The following is a 21,654-nucleotide window of genomic DNA, read 5'->3' on the forward strand; positions in this document are numbered from 1 at the left end:
TTGCGAACCTCGCAAAAGCACCACTATTTTCCTGAATTTTTAATAAAACTGAGTCAAATCAATTTATAAAAGCTCTAATTTCTCTATTTTCATTATTCCTAACTCAGCAGTCTTATGACGCCAACTTTATTTGGTCGCTGGCAAACTCGATTATTATTACTGGCAACTGTCGGTGTACTTGTATCTTTACCTTTTGCAATGGGTTGGATTGGCCCTGGTGCTAACTCGGTTTATTTTTGGATACTTAGTTATGTCGCTATTTTTGGCTTAGGCTGGGATGTGCTTTATGACTATCTGCAAAAATCGCGTTGGGACAGGGATTGGCCCGCAGTTTATCAACTTTTAGCTGGTATATGGGAATTAGCATTTGTATTTTTTGGAGTTAAACTGCTTGGCTTCTTACCAATACCTTTACCCAAAGAAGAACTGTCAGCAGGAACTTTTTTATTACACTATAGTTTCGTCTGGCTAGCAGTTTTTATTACTTCCCAAAGCTTGATGCGAATTATCTTCCTTCGTTGGCGTTTCCGGGGCGGGGAGTGGTTGTAAAATCTGAAATTATCAAAATTAATTTAATCAAAAACTTCAGTGATTTTCAAGGAATTAAACAGTAATGTAGGAACGCACAGATGTGCATTCCTACAACTTATTTGAGTTCAAATAGATGACAAAGGTTATAAAGCGCAAATTAACAAATCATAAAAAATCATATATGGCGGTTTTAGTTTGAATGCAATATCTTGTATTGATGTACAGTTGTGTGTGTTCCTAAGAACAATATGGCAGTTGCTAAACTTGGGAAACCAAAGCAACGTATTGTCTGTTGTATCTGCTCAAATTAAAATAGCTATCTTAGGTTTACAAAATTGACACTTGTGCTGATGTAGTAGTCATATATGAGTTTAACAGGACAAGCTTTGAAGTTTGGGGGATTCTTCAATGCAGAGACGCAAATTAAGGTAGTGTAATGTCAAATTTTGATCTGGTTATTCAGCTATTTCTTCAACTCACAGTTATTTTAGCGACTTGTCGCATCGTTACGATTATAGGACGCCGCTATCTAGGTCAAACTGATGTTGTTTGCGAAATGATTGCAGGTGTAATGCTAGGGCCATCACTTTTAGGATTGATTGCACCAGATTTTCAGCAATGGCTATTTCCTAAGCTTCCTATCATCACTGCTGTCGGACTCAAGATACCCAATCCATCGATGTCGATTTTATATGCTATCAGCCAGATTGGGTTAGTAATTTATATGTTTTTGATTGGTTTAGAGTTCAATACCAAACTCTTAAAACATCATATCAAAAGTGCAAGTTTGCTTTCTGCTGCTGGGATTATCACTCCTTTTATTTTAGGAGCGATCGCATCTTTTTGGTTTTATCACAATGGCGATTTCTTTCAACCAAAGGTAACACCTTGGTCAGCTGCTTTGTATCTGGGTGCATCGATGACAATTACGGCTTTCCCGATGTTAGCTCGTATTCTTTACGAACGCGGTCTTACACAAACCCGCTTCGGTACTTTAGCTTTAGGTGCTGCATCGGTAGATGATGGAGTTGCTTGGTGTTTGCTGGCAATTGTGCTTGCTAGCGTGAAAAATTCTCTAAGCATTGCCATCTTAGCAATTGGTGGTGGCATTTGCTATGTGCTATTTGCGATTTTTCTCGGACAACCTCTACTCAGAACGTTTACACGTATCACAAAACGCGAAGGTGTAAACAGACAAACCCTAACTTTAATGTTGATAATTTTGATGTTTTGTGCATGGTTTACCGATGTTACAGGCATCTATGCAATATTCGGTGCTTTTGTGCTGGGAGCAGTGACACCACGCGGGGAATTTGCCCAACAAATTCGCCAATATACGGAATTTTTAACTACTTCTTTTTTGTTACCGATCTTTTTTGTCTTCTCTGGATTAAACACTCAAATTGGATTGGTAAACACACCTACTTTGTGGGGAGTGACACTATTAATTATTGCGATCGCAATTCTCGGTAAAGGTGTTGCTTGTATGTTAGCTGCAAAATTGGCGGGAGAAAATTGGCGCGAATCTGCAACTATCGGCGCTTTAATGAATGCTCGTGGTTTGATGGAGTTAATCATCCTCAATATTGGTCTTGAGCAAGGTATAATTACTCCAACTTTATTCACTATAATGGTGATTATGGCAGTCATTACTACCCTGATGGCATCACCACTGATTGCCTTTTTATTGCATGGTACAAGCTATGAAAAATCTGCCACTTAAGTAAATTCAAATATGAAATTAGTTACCTAGTAATTGGGTAAAATTCTCTGTTTTAACTTTGGCGATCGCAATCCTAAATAAGTTATGAACAAAAAGCTCCTCGACTTCTTCAAGAAGTCGGGGATCTGAACCTCTCGGTTATTCAAGATATAGCTCCTAAAATCATCAAACAGAATTCAGGAGTCAGGTGGCCGCCGAGCGACTTGCCTTGAGCGAAGTCGAAAGGAGTCGAGGTGAGTCAGAATTCAGCAATGTTTTCTGTATGACTGCGGATGAATAACCGGAGTTTTTGCACCCCCATAAAACAAGAAAATGTGGTGGTGCAACAATTCCTGCCCTGGTCTGAATCCCCGACTGATAGCGCCGGCGGCAAGCGAGTCTGCGTACTTTTTCAGAGAAGCAAGCTACGCTTTTAGAGTCTCGTAGAGAGCGTCTTGATTCTGACTTCTGAATTCTGACTTCTGAATTCTTCTTCATCAGAATTCATGTTTCAAGGCTGCAACTGCATCGTAACAATAATTTATATAACAACTAAGCACAAATTACTCTTGGTTGTATCTCACAAGCTTGACATTTTCCAGTCTTTTAAAGAATTATCTTAGGGAAACCAGATAGTTAATTTTGAGGAAACCATGCACATAGTTATTCTCGTTCTGGTTGAGGTGTTGATTGTTATTGGACTTTCACGGCTCGTAGGGCTAGCATTTCGTTCCATTAAGCAACCACTGGTAATTGGTGAGATTGTCGCCGGAATTATGCTTGGCCCATCTTTATTGGGTTTAGTTGCTCCCCATCTAGCAGTTACCTTGTTTCCACCAGAAACTTTTCCTTTTCTGAATGTTTTGTCTCAGGTGGGACTAATATTTTTCATGTTTCTGATTGGGCTAGAACTTAATCCCAAATACCTCGGCGGACAATTAGAAGTAGCAGTATTAACTTCTCACGTCAGCATTTTAGTGCCCTTTTCTCTAGGAACATTGCTCGCGCTAATCCTTTATCCCCTAGTTTCCAATGCAAGTGTATCTTTCACCGCCTTTGCTTTATTTTTAGGGGCGGCGATGTCGATTACTGCTTTTCCAGTGTTGGCGCGAATCATTACTGAAAACAATTTACAAGGAACGCGTTTAGGAACCCTGGCGTTAACCTGTGCAGCAGTGGATGATGTGACAGCTTGGTGTCTCTTGGCAGTAGCGATCGCAGTTGCTCGAACTGGTGACTTTGCTGGTGCTATACCCACAATTATCGCCAGTATAGTTTATATCGGCTTGATGTTAACAGCAGGTCGCTGGTTCCTCCAACGCCTTGCCAAACACTACCTCCGTGCGCGACGACTCAGCCAATTACTGCTAGCTGGGATTTATATGGCAGTAGTTGCATCAGCACTGATCACCGAACTAATTGGCATTCACTTAATTTTTGGGGCATTTTTGCTGGGAGCAGCCATGCCCAAAAATGAAGATTTAGTGCGGGAATTGGCAATAAAAACAGAAGATTTTGTCCTAATTTTCTTGCTGCCCATATTTTTTGCCTACAGTGGTTTAAAAACGCAGATTGGCTTGCTCAACCGTCCCGAATTGTGGCTTTTGTGTGCGTTGGTATTAGGAGTAGCGATCGCAGGCAAATATGTTGGTACTTATGTAGCAGCGCGTGTCAGTGGCATTAGTAAACGGGAAGCCTCGGCACTCGGTTGGTTAATGAATACTCGCGGCTTGACTGAGTTGATCGTGCTAAACATTGGTTTAGAGTTAGGGGTAATTTCCCCCTTAATATTTACCATGCTGGTAATTATGGCATTGGTAACTACATTCATGACCTCGCCACTGCTGGAATGGACATATCCGAAAAAGCTGATCAGGCTAGATGTGGTGGAACCAGAGTTGGAAGCAGAAACAGGTATAGACACCTCTGCTGAAAGTGAAACTTCCCCTCATCCTTTCCGAATTTTGGTGCCAGTGGCTAATCCAAATACCCAAAAAGGTTTAGTACAGTTAGCAGTAGCCTTGGCGCAGCCCGCACTTCGGCAAAGCTCAGTGACCACCGCTGGTATCGCTCTCAATTACCGCTATCCTGCCATTGTTAACCCCCTCAGCCTGATTGAATTTCAAGAAGACTATGCCTTTGAAAGTACCCCAGTTGAAGCAGACCGATTAATCGCCCAGCGTCACCACCAGCTACAAGACTTAATTAATACTCTCGAACCGCCAGAAACTCGTTCTTGTGTGCATCCGATTGTTCGCATATCTAGCAACGTTGCCCGCGAAACAGCACAGATTGCTACATCAGAACAAGCTGATTTAATTCTCGTAGGTTGGCATCGACCAGCTTTTAGTAGTAATCGTTTAGGTGGACGAGTCGGACAAATGCTTACCACTGCCCCAGTAGATGTAGCAGTGTTTGTAGATAAAGGCAAAGAGCAATTAGAAAGTTTATTAGTACCTTATTCTGCCAATATCCATGATGATTTAGCACTAATACTAGCTTTAAGACTGCTAATCAATCGTGAGATTTGTGTGTTGCAGATATTACAGATCGTAGCAAATCAGGCTAAGGAAGAATTGAATTACGAACTAAACACGATGATGGAGCAATTGCCCACCAGTGTACGCGATCGCATTGAAATCAAAATTATCGAAGCCCCAGAACCAATCCAAGCCGTAATTCAAGCCTCAGAAGGTGTTGATCTAACTATTGCTGGCACCAGCCGCGCTTGGGGTATCGAGCGCCAAACCCTAGGAAGATATACAGATCAACTAGCTATCCAATGTCGTTCCTCCCTGCTAATTACCCGCCGCTACAGCCAAGTCACCGCTCACCTTGCCTCTATGCTTCCTGAAGTTAGTAGTCAAGAGCCAACATTGAGGAGTTGAAATTTATGAATCATTTCAACTTCAAATCTTTAACTTTTTACGGAGTAGCAATAATTTCAGTGCTACTGTTGTTTAAAACTGTCAGTGCTTACGGAGAAAATAATCTCAAGGCTCCTTTGCCAGTTAACGGTCGCTATCGTCTAACCCTAGCGGAAAATTTGCCTAACTGTGAAAAATCGGATACCCTGACGTTAAACATTGAGCAGTCAGGTATTTACTTAAATGCCTCTCTATTATCGGCAAACGCTAACGCCGACACTGACGAAAAGCACTCTCTAGCAGGTATATTCAGAAATCAACAATTAAATTTATCTGGAAAAGTTGGTAAATCAATCCTTTGTAATATTCCTCGCCCCCAAAATGATCCTCTAACCTCAGTCACAATTCAAATGCAACTTGTGGATAAAGCTAATATGACAGGTCAATTAACCGTAAAGGGCATTCCACAAACTCTGAAATTTACTGCTGTGCCCCAAAAAGCTAATTGAATTGAGGAGTGGGGAAAAACGCGATTTATCACGTTTGTAGAGACGCGATTCATCGCGTCTACTGCAATGTGAGCGCATTGTATGGGTTTTATGGAGCAAATAAAAAGAATGGATCAAAGACTAAAGACTAGGCAATTTTGCCAATGGGGCAAGCAGCTATTTAGCATCAGTATATTAAGTTTTTATGCAGCGATCGCCCTCGAAACTTTCACTACTGCTGCAACACCAGGGGCAAAGCTAAATAATTGGCGTTTTTCTCCCAAGACACAGCAACTCGAAATCACTCTTTCAGCAGCCACAACCCCTCGTTATTTCTACCTGGCCCAACCCTCTCGTCTGGTTGTAGATTTACCCAATACTAAGTTGGGCAAAGTTACCACACAACAAAATTATTCTGGAGCAATCAAAAGCATTCGCATTTCTCAACTCAACGCAAACGATACACGTATTGTCCTAGATTTAGCGGCAGGGACTATTTTTAATCCCAAAAAGGTACAACTGCTGCCAGTTTCCCGAAAAAACTCCACTCGCTGGGTATTACGTCCGGTTATTTCTGGTAAAACTACTGCCGTAAAACCAGGAAAGTCCGCAATTTCAGCCAAAAAACAACCTCAAACACTCCAAAAGCCGCCTAGTAACCCACCCGTAACTACTAATTCACAATTGCCCTTACTCACAGTTCCGCCTCCATCCAATGAACTGCCCTCAACAATTACTACTAACTCAGGGCAGCCTTTTGTCACCGTACCTCCTTTAAATCAAAATACATCCTCTCAACAACCTGCTTTGAGTCTTCCCCCTCCTTCTTTCCCAAATCAACCCAGTAATTTAAATAATATTCTTCCTTTAGGGGTGTCGGAATTTCCAACTCCAACAATCCCCAATGCTCCCGAAGCCCAGGTAATCGAGTTTGGTCAACCTTTACCCAAAACTAAATAAAAATTGGGAATTGGTATGGAGAAGAGGCAGAGGGGCATAGGTGCAGAGGTGCAGAGGGGCAGCACTTCGGCTACGCTCAGTGACCAAGGGGCAGAGGAGAAAGACTTCTCCCTTGCTCCCTTGCTCCCCTGCTCCCCCTGCTCCCCTGCTATGCCCTAATAAATGAATTACTTTCCTCCAACTAACTCCTTTACCTTGTTGATGATGCCGACTGGATCGATACCTTGATATGGGTACTGTTCCCACAAACCGCCGCAACCTTCTTTATGAGTTCCAAGATGGGCATATTTGGGAGTCAACCCCCGCTCTAGTAGCCAAGAACCGAAACGACTACCTAAGCCAGTGCGACGGTTGAAGGGTTCTACTACAAGCACAAAAGGAGCGTTACCAACTTTGGTAATCATTTCTTCATCAATGGTGTTTAAAGTTGGTTTGTTAATTAAACCAACGTCCAGTCCTTCTTGTTTCAGACGCTCTACAGCATCAACGGCACGGTAGAGAGCATCGCCAAAACTGATAATGTAGCCTTGCGTCCCTTCTCGTATAACCTCATCTTTACCAGGAACAAACTTGTACCCACTTCCAAAGAAGTCATTGCCGTTGCTATCCTGAATATTGGGCACTTTGGAACGGGTGGAGAAAATAAACCGCAGTCCAGGCTCATGGAATACAGCTTCTACACAAGCTGTCATTTGATTATTATCTGCTGGGAAGTACAACTGTGTTGGGTAGCCATCATCCAAGCCATTGTCGGCAAACATATTATTTATACCAAAGTGGCAGCTGTTATCTGCCATGTCATCTATACCCGCATGGGAAAAATGACATAGAACATTGGAATAGTTTAGCCGTGCCATTGTGATTTCTGAGATACACATTTCTAAGAAGGCGCTGAAGGTCGCAAAAATACCTTGCTTGCCCTCGTCCATCCCGAATCCAGCCGCAGCAGAGAAGTTGCTCCGTTCCATGATGCCAGAGGAAATAAATATTTCTGGGTATGTTTCATGAATTTTCTTCAAACCGCAGGAGCCTTCTAAGTCGCTATCAATGACCTTGACTTTTTCTTTACGCTCCGCTTCACTCATGCGACTGAGGACACCCACCACGGCTTCACCAAATACACTGCGGTTAGCGCCCCATTTATCGCCAGAACCCAGAAATGTATATGTTTGCTTGGGTTTTTCAATACTTTTAAGGTATTCCACAGCCGCAGTTTGTCCACGAGATTCTAGATATTTAAGTGCTAAATCTACAGAGATGACATCATGACCATGAATAGAACCTTCTAAACCTTCAATACCAGGACACATCGGGCGTTTATTGATAATAGCGATCGCTCCGGGAGTATTTACAGCTTCGCAAATCCGACGGTATAAATCGTCTAAGTCTTCCCCGTCTCCCTGAAGTACTTTCAAACCATGCCCTTCTAAGGTTTTGGCGACGCTGAAACCAGGTAAATATTTAGAAGGATGTCCAGCGATCGTTACGTCGTTGTCATCAATAAGCAGTTTGACGTTGAGATGTTGAGCAACAGCCAAGCGAGCAGCTTCAGCATCGTTACCTTCTTGCTGCGAACCATCAGAACCGAGACAGAAAACAGCCTTGCCTGGATTCGCCATTGCCACACCATTGATGTAAGGCCAAATATGACCCAAGCGCCCAGAACTAAATTTCACACCAGGAGTTAGTTTTAATTCGGGGTGTCCCGGTAAATTGGAATGTGCTTGCCGATAATGTAAAAGTTGCTCGGCAGGTAAATCACCATGCAACGTTGCCATCAGATATTGGGTGGCGACTCGATGTCCTGCTTCATCAAAAAAAATTGGCACAAATTGCTCCGATGCTCCCCGGAAAAAGGCATCAAGAATCATTACCTCTGGCACTGTATCGTATGGCCCGCCGGTATGACCGCCGACTCCGCTAGCAGCGCCAGTCGCGGTAAAAAAAACGATCGCATCTCTACACAGTTGAATATTCGCTTTGAGAGTATCTCGTTGTTCGGCAGTGAGACTGGAATTTGCTGGATTGAGCGCTAAAGGTTTGTAAGCACCGAGATCGATTGGAAATTGGGTATTCATAATAGTCATGGTTTATTGATTGAATAAAAAACAATTTGAACAGATTGGAATGCAATATGGTTCGGATAAGATCCCCCCGCCTATGGCGACCCCCTTAAAAAGGGGGTAAAAGAGGGTCAGAAGCCCCCTTTTTAAGGGCAGGGCTGTTTCATTCGATAAGATCATGATTTTGTCAAGAGTATGAGCGAGAAATTTAGGGAAGTGGGAAAAAGAAAAATTACCACTTCAACGGATAAATTTAAGTGCGATCGCCATTTTCTTGTCCAATCAGATTTTTTAGTCACCTGATTTTTTTGCTTGAAACGCTTGTAAATCAGCGCCTTTTAGGGGACGAAACAGCCCTGCTTTTTAAGGGGGGTTGGGGGGATCTTCGAGGAATAAGCACATTAACCGAACCGTATTGAGATGAGATGCGCGATCGCACTACAAAAAAATTGTTAAAACCCTCATTGGGCAACAATTATCCAAGCTCAAGCCAACCACTCAGAACCATTGTGGAACCGTGCGATTTCATCAAATGCCAAAATCAATACATGCAATTGTGCATGAATGTGCTTGAATTCAATTGAAGTTACGGATTACCGTACAGAGACTTGCATATCAATAAGTATAAACTCACAAACGTGCAATTTCAAGTTAAAAAACGCAATTTCAGGAAAATTAATTATGCTAACTGCTGAACGACGACAATTTATCTTAGAAATTCTGCGTCGTGATAAAAAGGTACTTTCGACAGAACTTAGTGCTGTTTTGAAAGTTTCTGAGGATACGATTCGCCGGGATTTGCGAGAACTGGCACAAACCGGACTATTGCAACGCGTTCATGGGGGAGCGCTCCTGAAATCTCCAGCCACCGCTAGTTATGCCGATCGCCAAAAGCAAGCGCCAAAAGAAAAGGAAGCGATCGCTCGCACAGCAGCAAAATTAGTTGGTACAGGGCAGGTGGTAATTTTAGATGGAGGTACAACAACTCTCCAAGTAACCCGTCATTTGCCTTTAGATTTGCACGCAACAGTGATCACAAATAGTCCGCCAATAGCAGTTGCTTTAGCAGAACATCCCCATATAGAAGTTGTGATGTTAGGTGGACAACTCTACAAAAAAGCCTTGGTGAACGTCGGTACGGTCACAATTGAGACATTACGGATGATTCGTGCAGATTTGTGCATGTTGGGAGTTTGCAGTTTGCATCCAGAAGTTGGGATTAGTGTACCTAACCTAGACGAAGCCCACGTCAAACGAGCGATGATTGCTGGATCGGCTGAGGTAGTCGGATTAGTCACAGCAGAAAAACTAGACACGGCTGCTCCTTATCTCGTGGAGTCCATTCATGCCCTGACTTACCTAGTAACAGCACCGACAGTATCTAATAATATGTTGAGTGCTTACAAAGCTTTAGGTTTAACAATTATCCGTGACGAGTACGAGTGAGGTGATGAAGGCAGATGCGATCACAGGGGAGCAGGGATTGGGGATTGGGGAAGAAGCAAGGGAGCAGGGGAGCAAGGGAGAAGTTGTAGTAAGTCTTTCTCCTCTGCCCCTCTGCCCCTCTGCTTTTTTTGCCCAATCCCCAATCCCCAATCCCCAAATCTAAAATCTATCCGTTTCCTGAGGTGTGCCAACTGCTCCCGGTTGAGCAGTGAAGAAGTTTTGAGCAGCTTCATTTTGATATATACATCTAATATCAGGTTTATCACTGTCCAAGTTCCCTGTGAAACCAAAAGTGTTCAGACGATTTTTGCAATCTCTTACCTGATCGGATGTCACTAGCTTACGTTGCTCTAAAAGCGCCCAGTTATTTTGTCGAAGCACGCATCCAGGACGCATACTAGGCTGGGAAACATAGACATTGAAGGGGTTGAGAGTTACGAACAGTCTAGCGTCCATTACCATCGCACTAGCTCCGTACTGCACACAAATTTCTGGGTTTGGTGCTTTGGTGTCTATAAATTCACGGGAAGCTACATTTGATGGGGCCAATGTGGTTGTAGAACTAAAAGCAATGCCAATCCCAATCCCCAAAATCAACACTCCTCCCATAATTGCGATGGTGGTGAAGTTAAATAGAGGGGATTGGAAAATAGAGGGTTTAGAAGTAGTAGCCGATCTACCAGTAGATTTACGTCTCATTGTTGCTTAATCACCTTCACGCCAATTTGGAAGGGAGTAGTCTAAAGTTTTTTCTCCCTCTTTCAGTATGCCTATTCTTGACTGTAATTGCCTGTGATTTTCTCTGCAATATTTTTGTTAAATGAGAAAAATACTAGTTTATCTAGATATTGGCATAAAATTTTAAGACTTTTAATTGTTATCAGATATAGCTATAGGACTCATATTTTATTTCTGAAAAAACTCAGTAAAACTAAGAAGCCTTCTTGCCTATTGCCTATTACCTGACAGCGCAAATCAGTTCAGAAATCAAAGCGCATTCCTATATTTACTCTCACAATTGATCTAGTCATAATGCTTAAACTATCTAACTTTTGTTGTTAATTTTCAATTTTTCGGATGAGATATTTTTGTTTCCCCTAGTAGTACCCCAAGGGAACGCAAGCGGGGTAAAGGTTAAGGGGGCAGGGGGAAAGGGTTTAAATCCCTTTCTCTTTTCCCTTTCCCCTTTCCCCAATCCTCACAAGCGCATTTTTGGGTTGGCAGACTACTAGTAATTGATGTGTAAAACAATGTAAATTAAGATTTAATTAAATTTTAATAACTAATTGAAAGCAAGTGACATCTCAAAGAGCGCTACCTTCGGGCAAGAGGTTCAAGACTTCGCAACTTCAAATCTTCCTGGCTGATAGTCTGACTATTTTTTGGGGAGATTGGCTAGATTTACGCGTGAGAATTTTACCAGTTGCGGCATCAGGTTTAATATCGCCACTGATATATATTTTAGCTTTTGGCTTGGGTTTAGGTAGTTCCATCAAACCCGGTTCGGGAATTAGTGGTAACTATAACAACTATTTGGAATTTATATTACCGGGAATGGTGGCACTGTCGTCGATGACGGTTAGCTTTGCTGGAACGACATTTTCAATTTGTGGAGACAGATTATTTACCAAAACCTTTGAAGAATTGTTGTTGACTCCCATAAATCCCTTAGCGTTGTACATCGGTAAAATGCTGGCGGGAGTCGTGCGGGGTTTAATGACTTCCGGTTCCGTGATTTTGGTAGCGTTGCTGTTGAGTGGAAACTGGAATTTTGTCAACCCACTGTTTTTACTGTTAGTGGTGCTCAATTGTGCGGTATTTGCTGGATTGGGGGTGATTGTAGGGTTGAGTGTGCGATCGCTCGAATCAGTTGGACTCTACAACAACTTTATTATTATCCCCATGTCATTCTTAGGGGCAACCTTCTTTGACCCTGGTACATTACCAGCAGCCCTTAAAGTCGTAGTTTACCTGTTACCGTTAACCTACGCCAGCATTGGACTGCGTGCAGCTGCCCATTTACCCCTGTCTCAGTTTCCTTGGTACAGCATACCGATTTTGCTGGCGGTTGCGATCGCTCTTTCTCTCTGGGGTGGTTATAAATTTGCTCATCAACAGGATTAAAGCCTTTATTACAACCTGTGCTTTAACTGTTGAATTTTCTGTAAAACCTTTTCCGATGCTGCGTCAACTTGATCCATCGCGGTAGGCGACTGCAAGACTGCCATTGTGCCAGCCTAATGAGTCATCTGGCAAGCGTTCTCGCAATTGGTTTTTGTTTTGTATAGCTACAGTGGTGACAGGTAATTCTTTTGATGGAACTGAAACTTGATTGCTCAGAGTTTACAGTCAATATCTTGACAATGCGTAGGCGCAGCCCACCGTAGGCATCGCATTGGGGACAACGAACTAAAATTTATTGCTCAAAATCAGCAAGCCGTTTGTCATAGTCTCTAAATCTTACAACCATTTCATCTCCAGCCTTCTATAGGACTCATATTTGATTTCTGAAAAAACTCAGTAGAACTAAGAAACCTTCTTGACTATTGCCTATTGCCTGACAGCGTAAATCAGTTCAGAAATCAAAGCGGATTCCTATATGTGGCATTCCGTTAAGACAGTAATAAACCACAGTTCATTAGGGGTCAGGATAATTGCTTACAACGCATACATTATCGAATTTGTCAATGCACAAGTTCTAATTTGGATTTTTTATAAAGATTGCGTGAAATTACTAATTATCGTGATAAAGCATTACAAGAATTGCTTTATAAATCAACCTATGAGTAGATATCAACTCAGTGACCAGGCACACATTAACCACTATTTATCTAGCAGGTAGATAGCAGTTAACAAGTGAGTTTTTGCTGTTTGATTTAACCCACGCGGTATAGCATTCTGTTAATCAATATCGAAAGGACACAAATATGACTAGAATTGCAAGCAAAATAGCCTTATCTGTTCTCGGAGCAGCAGGAATTAGTTTTTTATCTTGGACACCAGCCAGAGCCGTCATCTTTGTAGAACCAATCGTGACGACTGTGAATCAAGACATACTTAACACGAAAAACCCAAGAATCCTTAAAGATTATCAACCAGGGCAAGTAATAGAATATGGTGTCCCAGATGTAGCTAATAACTTTCTAAATTCAACTGGCTACGATATAAATAGCTTGGTGTTTGATTTAAAAACGCTGTCCTATAATAATCCAGATTCTACTCCACCAATTGAGAATGAAACAGTGGAGTGGGGAGATGTTAATGGAGATGGGAAGATAGGCAACTCTATTAACCCCGATCTGAAGGATATTTTTACAGACATTACCATCAAGGGTAGTACTATCACTTTTAGTGGTGGTGTAATCCGAAATGGAAGCATATTCTACAACCCATTTGCGACCCTACCCAATCTCGCGCCAGGTGGTGGAATTATTCCACCAATACCAGCAGAGCAAGAGGATAAAGATGGGCCGATCAGAGTTGCTGCTTATTACACCGCCGTTCCTGAATCAACTAACGTTTTGGGTGTACTAGTCTTTGGTACTTTAGGCGTAGCTTTAAAACTAAAGCGATCGCTCTGTTAAATCTGTTACTGGGGACTGGGGAGACAAGGAAAGAATTTCTTTAATGCCCAATGCCCCATATCCCATGCCCTCATTCTGTAATTAACTCACGATACACTGTCATTGTTTCCTGATGGACACGGGCAACACTCAACCTTTCTAGGTTTTTATTTGCCCGTTGTTTCCACTCGTGCAACATCTCGGCATTACTAAGTAATTGTACTAAAACCCCAGCTAAAGCATTACTATCTTTTACTGGCACCAAAAGCCCAGCTTGCCCATTATCCAAAGCTTCAGGAATCCCGTCTACTTGAGTACCAACGATCGCAGTTCCAGTTTCCCTAGCTTCCGAAAGTACTAAAGGGCAAGGATCGCGGTGGGAAGCTAGCACAAATATGTCACAAGATATTAGATAACGTTGAGGTTCCGGTTGAAAACCTTCAAAATGAATACGTTCTTTTACAGAAGTTGCTTGTGCCTGTGCCTCAAATAGCTGTTTATCAGGGCCATTTCCTACCAAATAGAGATGGGCTTGGGGAAAATCTGAGGCAATTTGTTCAAAGGCAGCAATTAACTCAGCAATTCCCTTACGTTGATACATCCCGGCAACAGTGGCGATCGCTGGATGCTGTAATGGTAAAGGTTGATAATCTTGTATCTGTCGGGTACGGGGACTGCCCAAAGTCCCGTTACATACCACCCGCAACTTATTTTCTGGAATACCACGCCTAATCATAGAATCTTGCACAGCTTTACTGACAGCAATTACCCTGTCAGCTAAACCCATCAGCAGACTGGCACGCTGAAATTCGTTATGAACTGTGGAAACTAAAGCATATTTGTTTCCTTTAAAAATACGTGCTAGTATTACCCCCGTCATCATGTGGGCATGAACGATATCCGGCTGAAATTCAGCTGCGATCGCTCGGTAACATATAGCTGCTTTGATCGTATTTATCGGTTTCCTGCTTTGGTCTAATTGGTAATGTTTAACACCACAAATATCTAGTAAAGTCTCGTATTCCCCACCAGCAGAAACAACCGCTACCTCATAACCAGATTTTGCCTGTAGACAAGCCAAATCCACAGCCACATTTACAATACCGTTACCTATTTCTTGAACGTGGTTCAAAATATGTATGATTCGCATAATTTTTGAGATGTGTATAAAAAATAAAGATAAGTAACTGAGTATAAATCAACATAATTTTTGAAGTCTTCAGCGACAACTCAAAAGTGATCAGTAGTGCGTAAAATTGACCACTTTCTACTGATTAAGAGCGTTTATAACCAGTTACTTAGCTTAAAGACTTATTCAGTAACGGCTCAATAAATCGGGGTAAAACTTCAAAATTCTGAAGACTGAATCTGCTATCTTAAGTCGCTACAGCCTTATTTTCTATTTCCCAATACCTGACATCGAACTCTAATACAGCACAGCAGATATATAAATCCCATTCAATACAGCAGCCAAAACAGAGAATAAAAGTCTTTTAATTTTGAGTTACAAGTACTCTAGATTGAAGCAGGTCAAGCATCGCGTCCTTGTTTCAATCCCGTGTTTCTCTCAAGAGTCTGTTAACAGTTCATTTATCAGCACTCCTGAAATACTGCTTTACAAAAATAGCAACTTGCCTGATGATAAAAAAGGAAATTAATAGTAACAAATAATTCATTATTACTGTTAATAATTGTGTGAAAACCCTGTAATGGCAAAGCTTCAGTCAGTTTGAGTTGAACTCATAACCTTAATTTGAGGTAACAAAATGGCAACGTTACATACTCCACACTTCCAATTAAATACCGTAATTCCCAACTTATATACACATAACCTGGTCTTCATTGACACGAGAGTTGAAGACTATCAGAGTTTAATTAACGGTGTTATCTCCAACACCGAAGTATTCGTTATTGACCCGACACAGAACGGTGTTGAGCAAATTACGGAGATTTTGGCAACTCATGCTGACCAGAATATTAGCAGTATTCATATTGTTTGCCACGGTGCCCCTGGTAGCTTGCAATTGGGCAACACTTACTTGGAACTCGATACCCTCGAATACCATAGCCAGCAACTCCAACAATGGCAAAAAATATTTTCTACCTCGTCCAAAATCGTTAAACCGTTAGTTACATCTGCCACAACAGTAACCAACTTACTCATCTATGGTTGCAACGTCGCTGACGGTGATGTGGGAGCAGAATTTATTGCCAAACTGCACCAACTTACAGGGGCAAATATTGCTGCTTCGCGTCAGATGATAGGTAGTGCGGCATTAGGAGGTAACTGGGAACTGGAAGTACGCACTGCCGAGATGGAAGTGAGTTTAGCGTTTGCAGAAACGACGCAGCAAGCTTACGTGGGAGTATTGGCGACATTTACGGTGAATAATACCGGGGACGCAGATGATGGTAATGCGAACAACGGTATTACTACACTCCGCGAAGCAATAAACTTAGCCAATGCGACTGCTGGAGATGATACCATTACCTTTGGGGGAGTGTTCAACGATACCACCCCAGATGTTATCACCCTCACCTCTGGGCAACTGACAATTACCGATGATCTTACCATCTTGGGGACTGGGGTATCCAAGCTCACCGTGAGTGGAAATAATGCTTCCAGGGTGTTTGAGATATCGGGATTAGGAAGAGATGTCAGTATTGATGGTTTAAAAATTGCTAACGGTAATGATAGCGGTATTTTGGTTAATAACAATACCCTCCTTAGCCTGACCAATAGTAATGTATCTGACAATACAGCAACCTCTAACGGCGGCGGTATCAATAACAAAGGCACTCTTAAGCTCACCAATACTAATGTATCTGGCAATACAGCAACCTCCAACGGCGGCGGTATCTCTAATCAAGGGGTTCTTAGCTTAACTAAAAGCAGCATCTTTGACAATACGGCAACCTCCAGCGGTGGCGGCATTTATAGCGAAGGCGTCCTCAACCTAACAGAAAGCAGCGTCTCTGGCAATACAACAACCTCCATCGGTGGCGGCATTTATACCGAAGGCGACTTAAAGCTGACCAATAGCACTGTCTCTAACAATACGGCGAATAACGGGGCTGGCATTTATAACGGAGGAGATGATCTTCCTTTTAATGTCGGTACAGCTACCCTGACTAATAGCAGCATCTCTGGCAATAAGGCATTAGATAATGGGGGTGGCATTTATAACTTTACCAACCTTAGCATCATCAATAGCACGATTACGAATAACACCGCTGACTCAAACGGTGATGGTGTTGGTGACGGTGGTGGCATTTTCAGTAGTGAGTTTGGTTCATACAAGGACCCACTCGCCGTTGTGGGCAACACCATTATTGCAGGCAACTTCGACAAATCTAGCTCTGGCGATATCAACCCCGACGTGTCCGGTAGCACTTTCATCGACTCGGGCAATAACCTAATTGGTAATCAGACTGGTAGCATTATTAGCCAAAGTAGTAATGGGATTGATAGCACTGGTTTTATCACCAGCACCTTAGTGGGCACAAACGCCAACCCCATTGACCCAAAACTCGGCCCTCTGCAAAATAACGGTGGTGCAACTTTTACTTATGCCTTACTTGCAGGTAGTCCCGCCATTAACGCAGGCAATAATTCCTTAGTTCCAGCTAATGTCACCACTGACCAAAGAGGTGTTGGATTTAACCGATTTTTCAATAGTAAAGTTGATATCGGTGCTTATGAAGTCCAGTCTCCCATCACCCCGCTACCTGTTAACACTGACACAGTGGTGACTAATACCAACGATTCTGGGGCAGGGTCATTGCGGCAGGCGCTCCTGAATGCCAATGCAACTGCTGGGGCGGATACGATTACCTTTGCAGGCAGCGTGTTCACTGATGCTACTCCAGATATCATCACTCTTACCTCTGGCCAACTGACGATTACTGATGATGTAACCATTGTCGGAACTGGAGCATCTAAGTTGACCATCAGTGGTAATAATGCCTTTAGTGTGTTCAAGATCGCGGGGACAGGGACAGATGTCAGCATTGATGGCTTGAAGATTGCCAATGCTAATGATGCGATATATGGCAGTATTTTTCTTGATAGCAATACCAGCCTCAACTTGACTAATAGCACTGTCTCAGGCAATCAAGGAGCCGTGGGAGGCATCTTTAACAGAGGCAACCTCAGCCTGACCAACACTACTATCTCCGGCAATCAGGGGTCATCATTAGGCGGTGGTGTATTTAACACAGGTACTCTTAGCCTGACTAACAGTACTGTCTCTGGTAATAGTGCATACATTTACAGATCATTCAATGCCTACGGTGGCGGCATATTTAACACGGGCACCCTTAAGATAACAGGAAGCACTGTCTCTAATAATACAGCATATGCCAAAGGTCTGGAGTACCGTACTCCTAATATCTACCCGTCTTATGGTGGTGGCATTTATAACTCCGGCACTGTCGATATATCGAGAAGCACTATCTCTGGTAATCGAGCAGGAGACGGCGGTGGCATCTTTAACGATGGTACTTTTAGCCTGACTAACAGTACTGTCTCTGATAATAATGTAGATATTAGAGGTGGTGGCATCTATAACAACAGCGGCACCCTCACCCTCACCAACGACACTATTACCAATAACAAGGCAACAGGTGGCTACTACAGTTATGCTGAAAATGGAGGCGTTTTCAATGAATCTAATGGCACTGTTATCGTTGGAAATACCATTATTGCAGGCAACTTAATAGGTAGTGTTTCCACCGACGTTGAAGGAAACTTCACCGACCTTGGCAATAACTTGATTGGCAATAACACTGGTAGCACTGGCTTTACTACCAGCACCCTCGTAGGCACCAGCGCCAACCCTATCGACCCTAGACTCAGCCCCTTGCAAAATAACGGCGGTGCAACTTTTACTAATGCCTTAATTGGAGATAGCCCCGCCATTAATGCAGGCAATAATGCTCTGATTCCAACAGGTATAACCACCGACCAACGCGGCGCTGGATTTGACAGAATATCTGAGGGTACAGTTGATATTGGTGCCTTAGAGTTCAACGGGGTGAATGGAACCAATGGCGCTGATAATCTAGTGGGCAATAATTCTAATGAAATAATTAACGGTCAAGCCGGGAATGATACCATCACAGGTAATCAAGGCAACGACATCTTAACTGGTGGCGGTGGCAAAGATGAATTTGTTTACAATTTAGGTGATGGTGTTGATATCATCACTGATTTTGGTGGGTTAGGTAAAGGCTCAAATCCCTCGCCAGCAATCATTGGCGAATTGGATACCCTCAAATTCCAAGGTGCTGGATTGACTGCCCAAAATCTGCTACTCACGCAGAATGGTAATAATCTAGAGCTTACTTTTGAAGGGGTGGCTGATGACAAAGTAATCTTGCAAAACTTTGCTCTGGAAAACCTAGAGAACCTATTGACACTTGGCAATATCTTATTTGATGGGCAAAGCAGCATTCGTGACAGCTTTGATGTCTTCAATGCCAACTCTACCCAAAACACAATCTTCAACAAAAACACAGTCACCTTTCTTAATGACCTGAACAACAATGTCAATGGTTTTGACAACTCAGCTGATGTCATTAATGGTCAGGGTGGTAATGACCGCATCGACGGCAAGAGTGGCAACGATCTACTACGCGGCGGTGCAGATTACGGTTATGATACGCTCATTGGTGGTGCTGGTAACGATACCCTGGTTGGAGGTAATGGTAGTGACATCCTGGTTGGAGGTACTGGTAATGACATTCTTATTAGTGGCGGAGAGTACGATACCCTGACTGGCGGTGGCGGTCGTGACCAGTTCATCTATCAAGCCTTGAAGTATAACACTGATACAATCACTGACTTTAATCAAAGTGAGGATAAGTTAGTCCTGACTGATGTGTTGAAGAGTCAAGGCTACAGTGGCAGCAACCCCATCTCAGATGGCAAGCTGCGGTTTGTGCAATCAGATGCTTCTACACAAGTTCAGATTAACTACGGTAGTGGGAGTTACTATTTTTATACCTTGGTGACTTTGGATAATTTCACTGCGACAAATCTAGTAGTTGGTAGTAATGTCCTCGTCTAGCGTTCGGAGTTCAAATTAACACTCACTCTGAAGTCCACCAGTCGCCAGGATTTAAAATTAAATTCTGGCGACTGGTGCTTTTATTCTGGGTATTTTGCCAGATATCATAATTACGACTCAATCAATACAAGTTTACGCACCTGAGAATTGTTTCCCTGTGAACGGCGTGATGAGGTAGCAGTTAGCAAAAACTTCCAAGACTGAGGAGAAAGTATAGACGAATCTATCATTGAAAGAAAACTCTTGAGATTTTTTTGCTTTAGTGCTACTAAAATCCAATGAAGTTTCAGGTAATTTTTTATATCCTCAAAGACGGGAATCTTTGAGCGATGTTGCTCGTTTACCAAGGCGTAAATTTTTTCCTTCATCAAAATATTTGTTGCCAACCGCCGAGACAAAGAAAACTTTTGATTATACGCACCCGGCCAGATAGTCCGGTAAGCAAGACACTGGTTGAAGAAAATAGCATCGCCAAACTGAGCAATCCGAATCCAGGAATCGATGTCATCGCAGTTAGCATCGAGTGTGGAGTCCCAACCACCAGTTTGGAGGAAAGCATCACGCCGACAAGCTACTTGTACAGGTGTGCCAAAGGGTACAAGCTCTAAAAGCATACCGTAGTGAATATCGGCTTGGGGGATATAAAAAGCTAAACCGGGCCCAACTTGGGGGGTGCGAGAGAGTTCAACTTCATTACCATCTACCTGAGCCGCCACACAAGAGCAGATTACAGCATCGGGACGAAGTGCGATCGCCTTTGCCATCTTTTCTATGCAGTTGGGCGCTAAATAGTCGTCATCATCTAAAAACTTGATCCAGTCGCCGCTAGCTTTGGCAACTCCCGCATTTACCGTTGCTGCATGACCAAGGTTGACTTCGTTACGATGGTAAACAACCTTGTCCCCTAAGCTTTTGAGATAGCTTTGGGTATCATCAGATGAACAGTCATCGGCAACAACCACCTCGCACTCGATTGTTTGGTTCCGAGCCGAATCAATTGCTCTTTGCAGCAAATTCAAGCGATTATAGGTACTGATGACGACGCTAAATTTCATAAATTTCACCCCTGTGGTACAGCATTCTGCAATATAGCTTTGATATGCAGGCTGTTGTATCAGTAAAATTATCAATCCGAACAACTAGACTGAAATAGGATTATCGATTTATCATTGATGATTGTGAGTTTTTTTTAAGCAGATAGAAAGACTATGAACGCTCAAGAGATTATCCGCTCCATTGAAGCGGAACAGATAAAATCAAATGTACCCGACATTTATGTAGGCGACACTGTAAAAGTGGGAGTGAAAATCAAGGAAGGCGAAAAATACCGCGTACAACCCTACGAGGGAGTAGTGATTGCCAAGCGCAATGGCGGCATCAACGAAACTATTACAGTCCGTAAGGTTTTTCAAGGCGTGGGCGTTGAGCGGGTATTTTTGTTGCATTCTCCCCGGATTGACAGCATCAAGGTATTACGTCGTGGTAAAGTCCGCCGTGCTAAACTGTATTATCTCCGCGATCGCGTAGGTAAAGCAACCCGGATCAAGCAACGGTTTGACCGCCCTTTGTGATTCGTCCTTCAAAAATATGGGAGAAATCTCAAGCCTCAAGCGGCATCTGCCGCTGACTTGTTTTCCCAGCGAAATTGAGGTATGATAAAAATCGCATATTGCGTTAAACTGAAATCTAGTTCAGCGCAATCAGTGAATCAAAAACAGCTTGTGCGCTCTTAGTTCAGTTGGTAGAACGCAGGTCTCCAAAACCTGATGTCGGGGGTTCAAGTCCTCCAGGGCGCGCTCAAGAGCAAAAAACAAAGCCCGAAATAATTACGCAACTGCTAATATAGCAGTTAGCGATAATAATTTCGGGTAAAATTATTGTATTTGCAGTTGTTTTGCTTTCAATTGAGTGGAATAGAGTCGAAACTGCAAACCTGGACGAACAAAGAGTAACAAACAAGGGG

The 21,654-nt window shown here is 42.8% G+C and carries 15 protein-coding genes and 1 tRNA gene; 12 read left to right on the forward strand and 4 right to left on the reverse strand.

The genetic code is table 11. From position 1 onward, the window contains the following. The first annotated feature begins 114 nt into the window (after positions 1–114). From RMX98_RS16615 to RMX98_RS16635, 5 genes are all read left to right on the forward strand, one after another. Entirely contained in the window at positions 115–549 is a 435-nt protein-coding gene (locus RMX98_RS16615; RefSeq protein WP_322678479.1) for a hypothetical protein, read from the forward strand. Positions 550–967: 418 nt separating this feature from the next. Beyond that, a complete protein-coding gene (locus RMX98_RS16620) occupies positions 968–2,254 on the forward strand; it encodes a cation:proton antiporter (protein WP_322678478.1) in 1,287 nt (428 codons plus the stop codon). Between the two features lie 632 nt (positions 2,255–2,886). After that, positions 2,887–5,121, forward strand: a complete 2,235-nt coding sequence (locus RMX98_RS16625) for a cation:proton antiporter (RefSeq protein WP_322678477.1) — start codon at positions 2,887–2,889, stop codon at positions 5,119–5,121. A 5-nt stretch (positions 5,122–5,126) separates the two neighbouring features. After that, positions 5,127–5,609 (forward strand): hypothetical protein, encoded by a 483-nt coding sequence (locus RMX98_RS16630; RefSeq protein ID WP_322678476.1) that lies wholly within the window; start codon positions 5,127–5,129, stop codon positions 5,607–5,609. A 108-nt stretch (positions 5,610–5,717) separates the two neighbouring features. Beyond that, the gene (locus RMX98_RS16635) at positions 5,718–6,548 is read left to right on the forward strand and encodes an AMIN domain-containing protein (RefSeq protein ID WP_322678475.1); all 831 of its coding nucleotides are present in this window, start codon (positions 5,718–5,720) and stop codon (positions 6,546–6,548) included. Positions 6,549–6,715: 167 nt separating this feature from the next. Here RMX98_RS16635 and RMX98_RS16640 read toward each other — a convergent pair whose 3' ends face one another. Beyond that, positions 6,716–8,635: a transketolase C-terminal domain-containing protein gene (locus tag RMX98_RS16640; protein ID WP_322678474.1), complete on the reverse strand. Its 1,920-nt coding sequence runs from the start codon at positions 8,633–8,635 to the stop codon at positions 6,716–6,718. Positions 8,636–9,292: 657 nt separating this feature from the next. Between RMX98_RS16640 and RMX98_RS16645 the strand changes: the two genes are divergently transcribed. Next, the gene (locus RMX98_RS16645) at positions 9,293–10,057 is read left to right on the forward strand and encodes a DeoR/GlpR family DNA-binding transcription regulator (RefSeq protein ID WP_322678473.1); all 765 of its coding nucleotides are present in this window, start codon (positions 9,293–9,295) and stop codon (positions 10,055–10,057) included. Further along, positions 10,041–10,220: a hypothetical protein gene (locus tag RMX98_RS16650; protein WP_322678472.1), complete on the forward strand. Its 180-nt coding sequence runs from the start codon at positions 10,041–10,043 to the stop codon at positions 10,218–10,220. The genes RMX98_RS16645 and RMX98_RS16650 overlap by 17 nt, the downstream gene beginning before the upstream one ends. Here the strand turns inward: RMX98_RS16650 and RMX98_RS16655 are convergent. Then, complete coding sequence (locus RMX98_RS16655; protein ID WP_322678471.1) at positions 10,217–10,756, reverse strand: DUF3172 domain-containing protein; 540 nt, start codon at positions 10,754–10,756, stop codon at positions 10,217–10,219. The two genes, RMX98_RS16650 and RMX98_RS16655, sit on opposite strands and share 4 nt — an antisense overlap. A gap of 597 nt (positions 10,757–11,353) precedes the next feature. Here RMX98_RS16655 and RMX98_RS16660 point away from each other — a divergent pair. Both RMX98_RS16660 and RMX98_RS16665 read left to right on the forward strand, forming a co-directional pair. Continuing rightward, the gene (locus RMX98_RS16660; protein WP_322678470.1) at positions 11,354–12,181 is read left to right on the forward strand and encodes an ABC transporter permease; all 828 of its coding nucleotides are present in this window, start codon (positions 11,354–11,356) and stop codon (positions 12,179–12,181) included. An 803-nt stretch (positions 12,182–12,984) separates the two neighbouring features. Next, positions 12,985–13,641, forward strand: a complete 657-nt coding sequence (locus tag RMX98_RS16665) for a hypothetical protein (RefSeq protein WP_322678469.1) — start codon at positions 12,985–12,987, stop codon at positions 13,639–13,641. Positions 13,642–13,711: 70 nt separating this feature from the next. On the opposite strand, the gene RMX98_RS16670 is transcribed toward RMX98_RS16665, so the two are convergent. Then, on the reverse strand, positions 13,712–14,770 hold the full coding sequence (locus tag RMX98_RS16670) for a glycosyltransferase (RefSeq protein WP_322678468.1): 1,059 nt from the start codon (positions 14,768–14,770) through the stop codon (positions 13,712–13,714). Positions 14,771–15,386: 616 nt separating this feature from the next. Between RMX98_RS16670 and RMX98_RS16675 the strand changes: the two genes are divergently transcribed. Next, positions 15,387–19,691 (forward strand): DUF4347 domain-containing protein, encoded by a 4,305-nt coding sequence (locus RMX98_RS16675; protein WP_322678467.1) that lies wholly within the window; start codon positions 15,387–15,389, stop codon positions 19,689–19,691. 110 nt (positions 19,692–19,801) lie between these two features. On the opposite strand, the gene RMX98_RS16680 is transcribed toward RMX98_RS16675, so the two are convergent. Continuing rightward, a complete protein-coding gene (locus RMX98_RS16680; RefSeq protein WP_322678466.1) occupies positions 19,802–20,746 on the reverse strand; it encodes a glycosyltransferase family 2 protein in 945 nt (314 codons plus the stop codon). Positions 20,747–20,899: 153 nt separating this feature from the next. Here RMX98_RS16680 and rplS point away from each other — a divergent pair, with 153 nt between their 5' ends. Both rplS and RMX98_RS16690 read left to right on the forward strand, forming a co-directional pair. After that, on the forward strand, positions 20,900–21,262 hold the full coding sequence (gene rplS / locus RMX98_RS16685; protein WP_322671078.1) for a 50S ribosomal protein L19: 363 nt from the start codon (positions 20,900–20,902) through the stop codon (positions 21,260–21,262). 152 nt (positions 21,263–21,414) lie between these two features. Continuing rightward, positions 21,415–21,487: transfer RNA gene (locus RMX98_RS16690), tRNA-Trp, on the forward strand. Positions 21,488–21,654: the final 167 nt, after the last annotated feature.

The sequence above is a fragment of the Nostoc sp. DedQUE02 genome (assembly GCF_034531035.1).
In the GTDB taxonomy this organism is placed as follows: domain Bacteria; phylum Cyanobacteriota; class Cyanobacteriia; order Cyanobacteriales; family Nostocaceae; genus Nostoc.

Coding starts and splice junctions, on each gene's coding strand:
- RMX98_RS16615 (WP_322678479.1), top strand. CDS start 115: ATGACGCCAACTTTATTTGGTCGCTGGCAAACTCGATTATTATTACTG.
- RMX98_RS16620 (WP_322678478.1), top strand. CDS start 968: ATGTCAAATTTTGATCTGGTTATTCAGCTATTTCTTCAACTCACAGTT.
- RMX98_RS16625 (WP_322678477.1), top strand. CDS start 2,887: ATGCACATAGTTATTCTCGTTCTGGTTGAGGTGTTGATTGTTATTGGA.
- RMX98_RS16630 (WP_322678476.1), top strand. CDS start 5,127: ATGAATCATTTCAACTTCAAATCTTTAACTTTTTACGGAGTAGCAATA.
- RMX98_RS16635 (WP_322678475.1), top strand. CDS start 5,718: ATGGATCAAAGACTAAAGACTAGGCAATTTTGCCAATGGGGCAAGCAG.
- RMX98_RS16640 (WP_322678474.1), bottom strand. CDS start 8,635: ATGACTATTATGAATACCCAATTTCCAATCGATCTCGGTGCTTACAAA.
- RMX98_RS16645 (WP_322678473.1), top strand. CDS start 9,293: ATGCTAACTGCTGAACGACGACAATTTATCTTAGAAATTCTGCGTCGT.
- RMX98_RS16655 (WP_322678471.1), bottom strand. CDS start 10,756: ATGAGACGTAAATCTACTGGTAGATCGGCTACTACTTCTAAACCCTCT.
- RMX98_RS16665 (WP_322678469.1), top strand. CDS start 12,985: ATGACTAGAATTGCAAGCAAAATAGCCTTATCTGTTCTCGGAGCAGCA.
- RMX98_RS16670 (WP_322678468.1), bottom strand. CDS start 14,770: ATGCGAATCATACATATTTTGAACCACGTTCAAGAAATAGGTAACGGT.
- RMX98_RS16675 (WP_322678467.1), top strand. CDS start 15,387: ATGGCAACGTTACATACTCCACACTTCCAATTAAATACCGTAATTCCC.
- RMX98_RS16680 (WP_322678466.1), bottom strand. CDS start 20,746: ATGAAATTTAGCGTCGTCATCAGTACCTATAATCGCTTGAATTTGCTG.
- rplS (WP_322671078.1), top strand. CDS start 20,900: ATGAACGCTCAAGAGATTATCCGCTCCATTGAAGCGGAACAGATAAAA.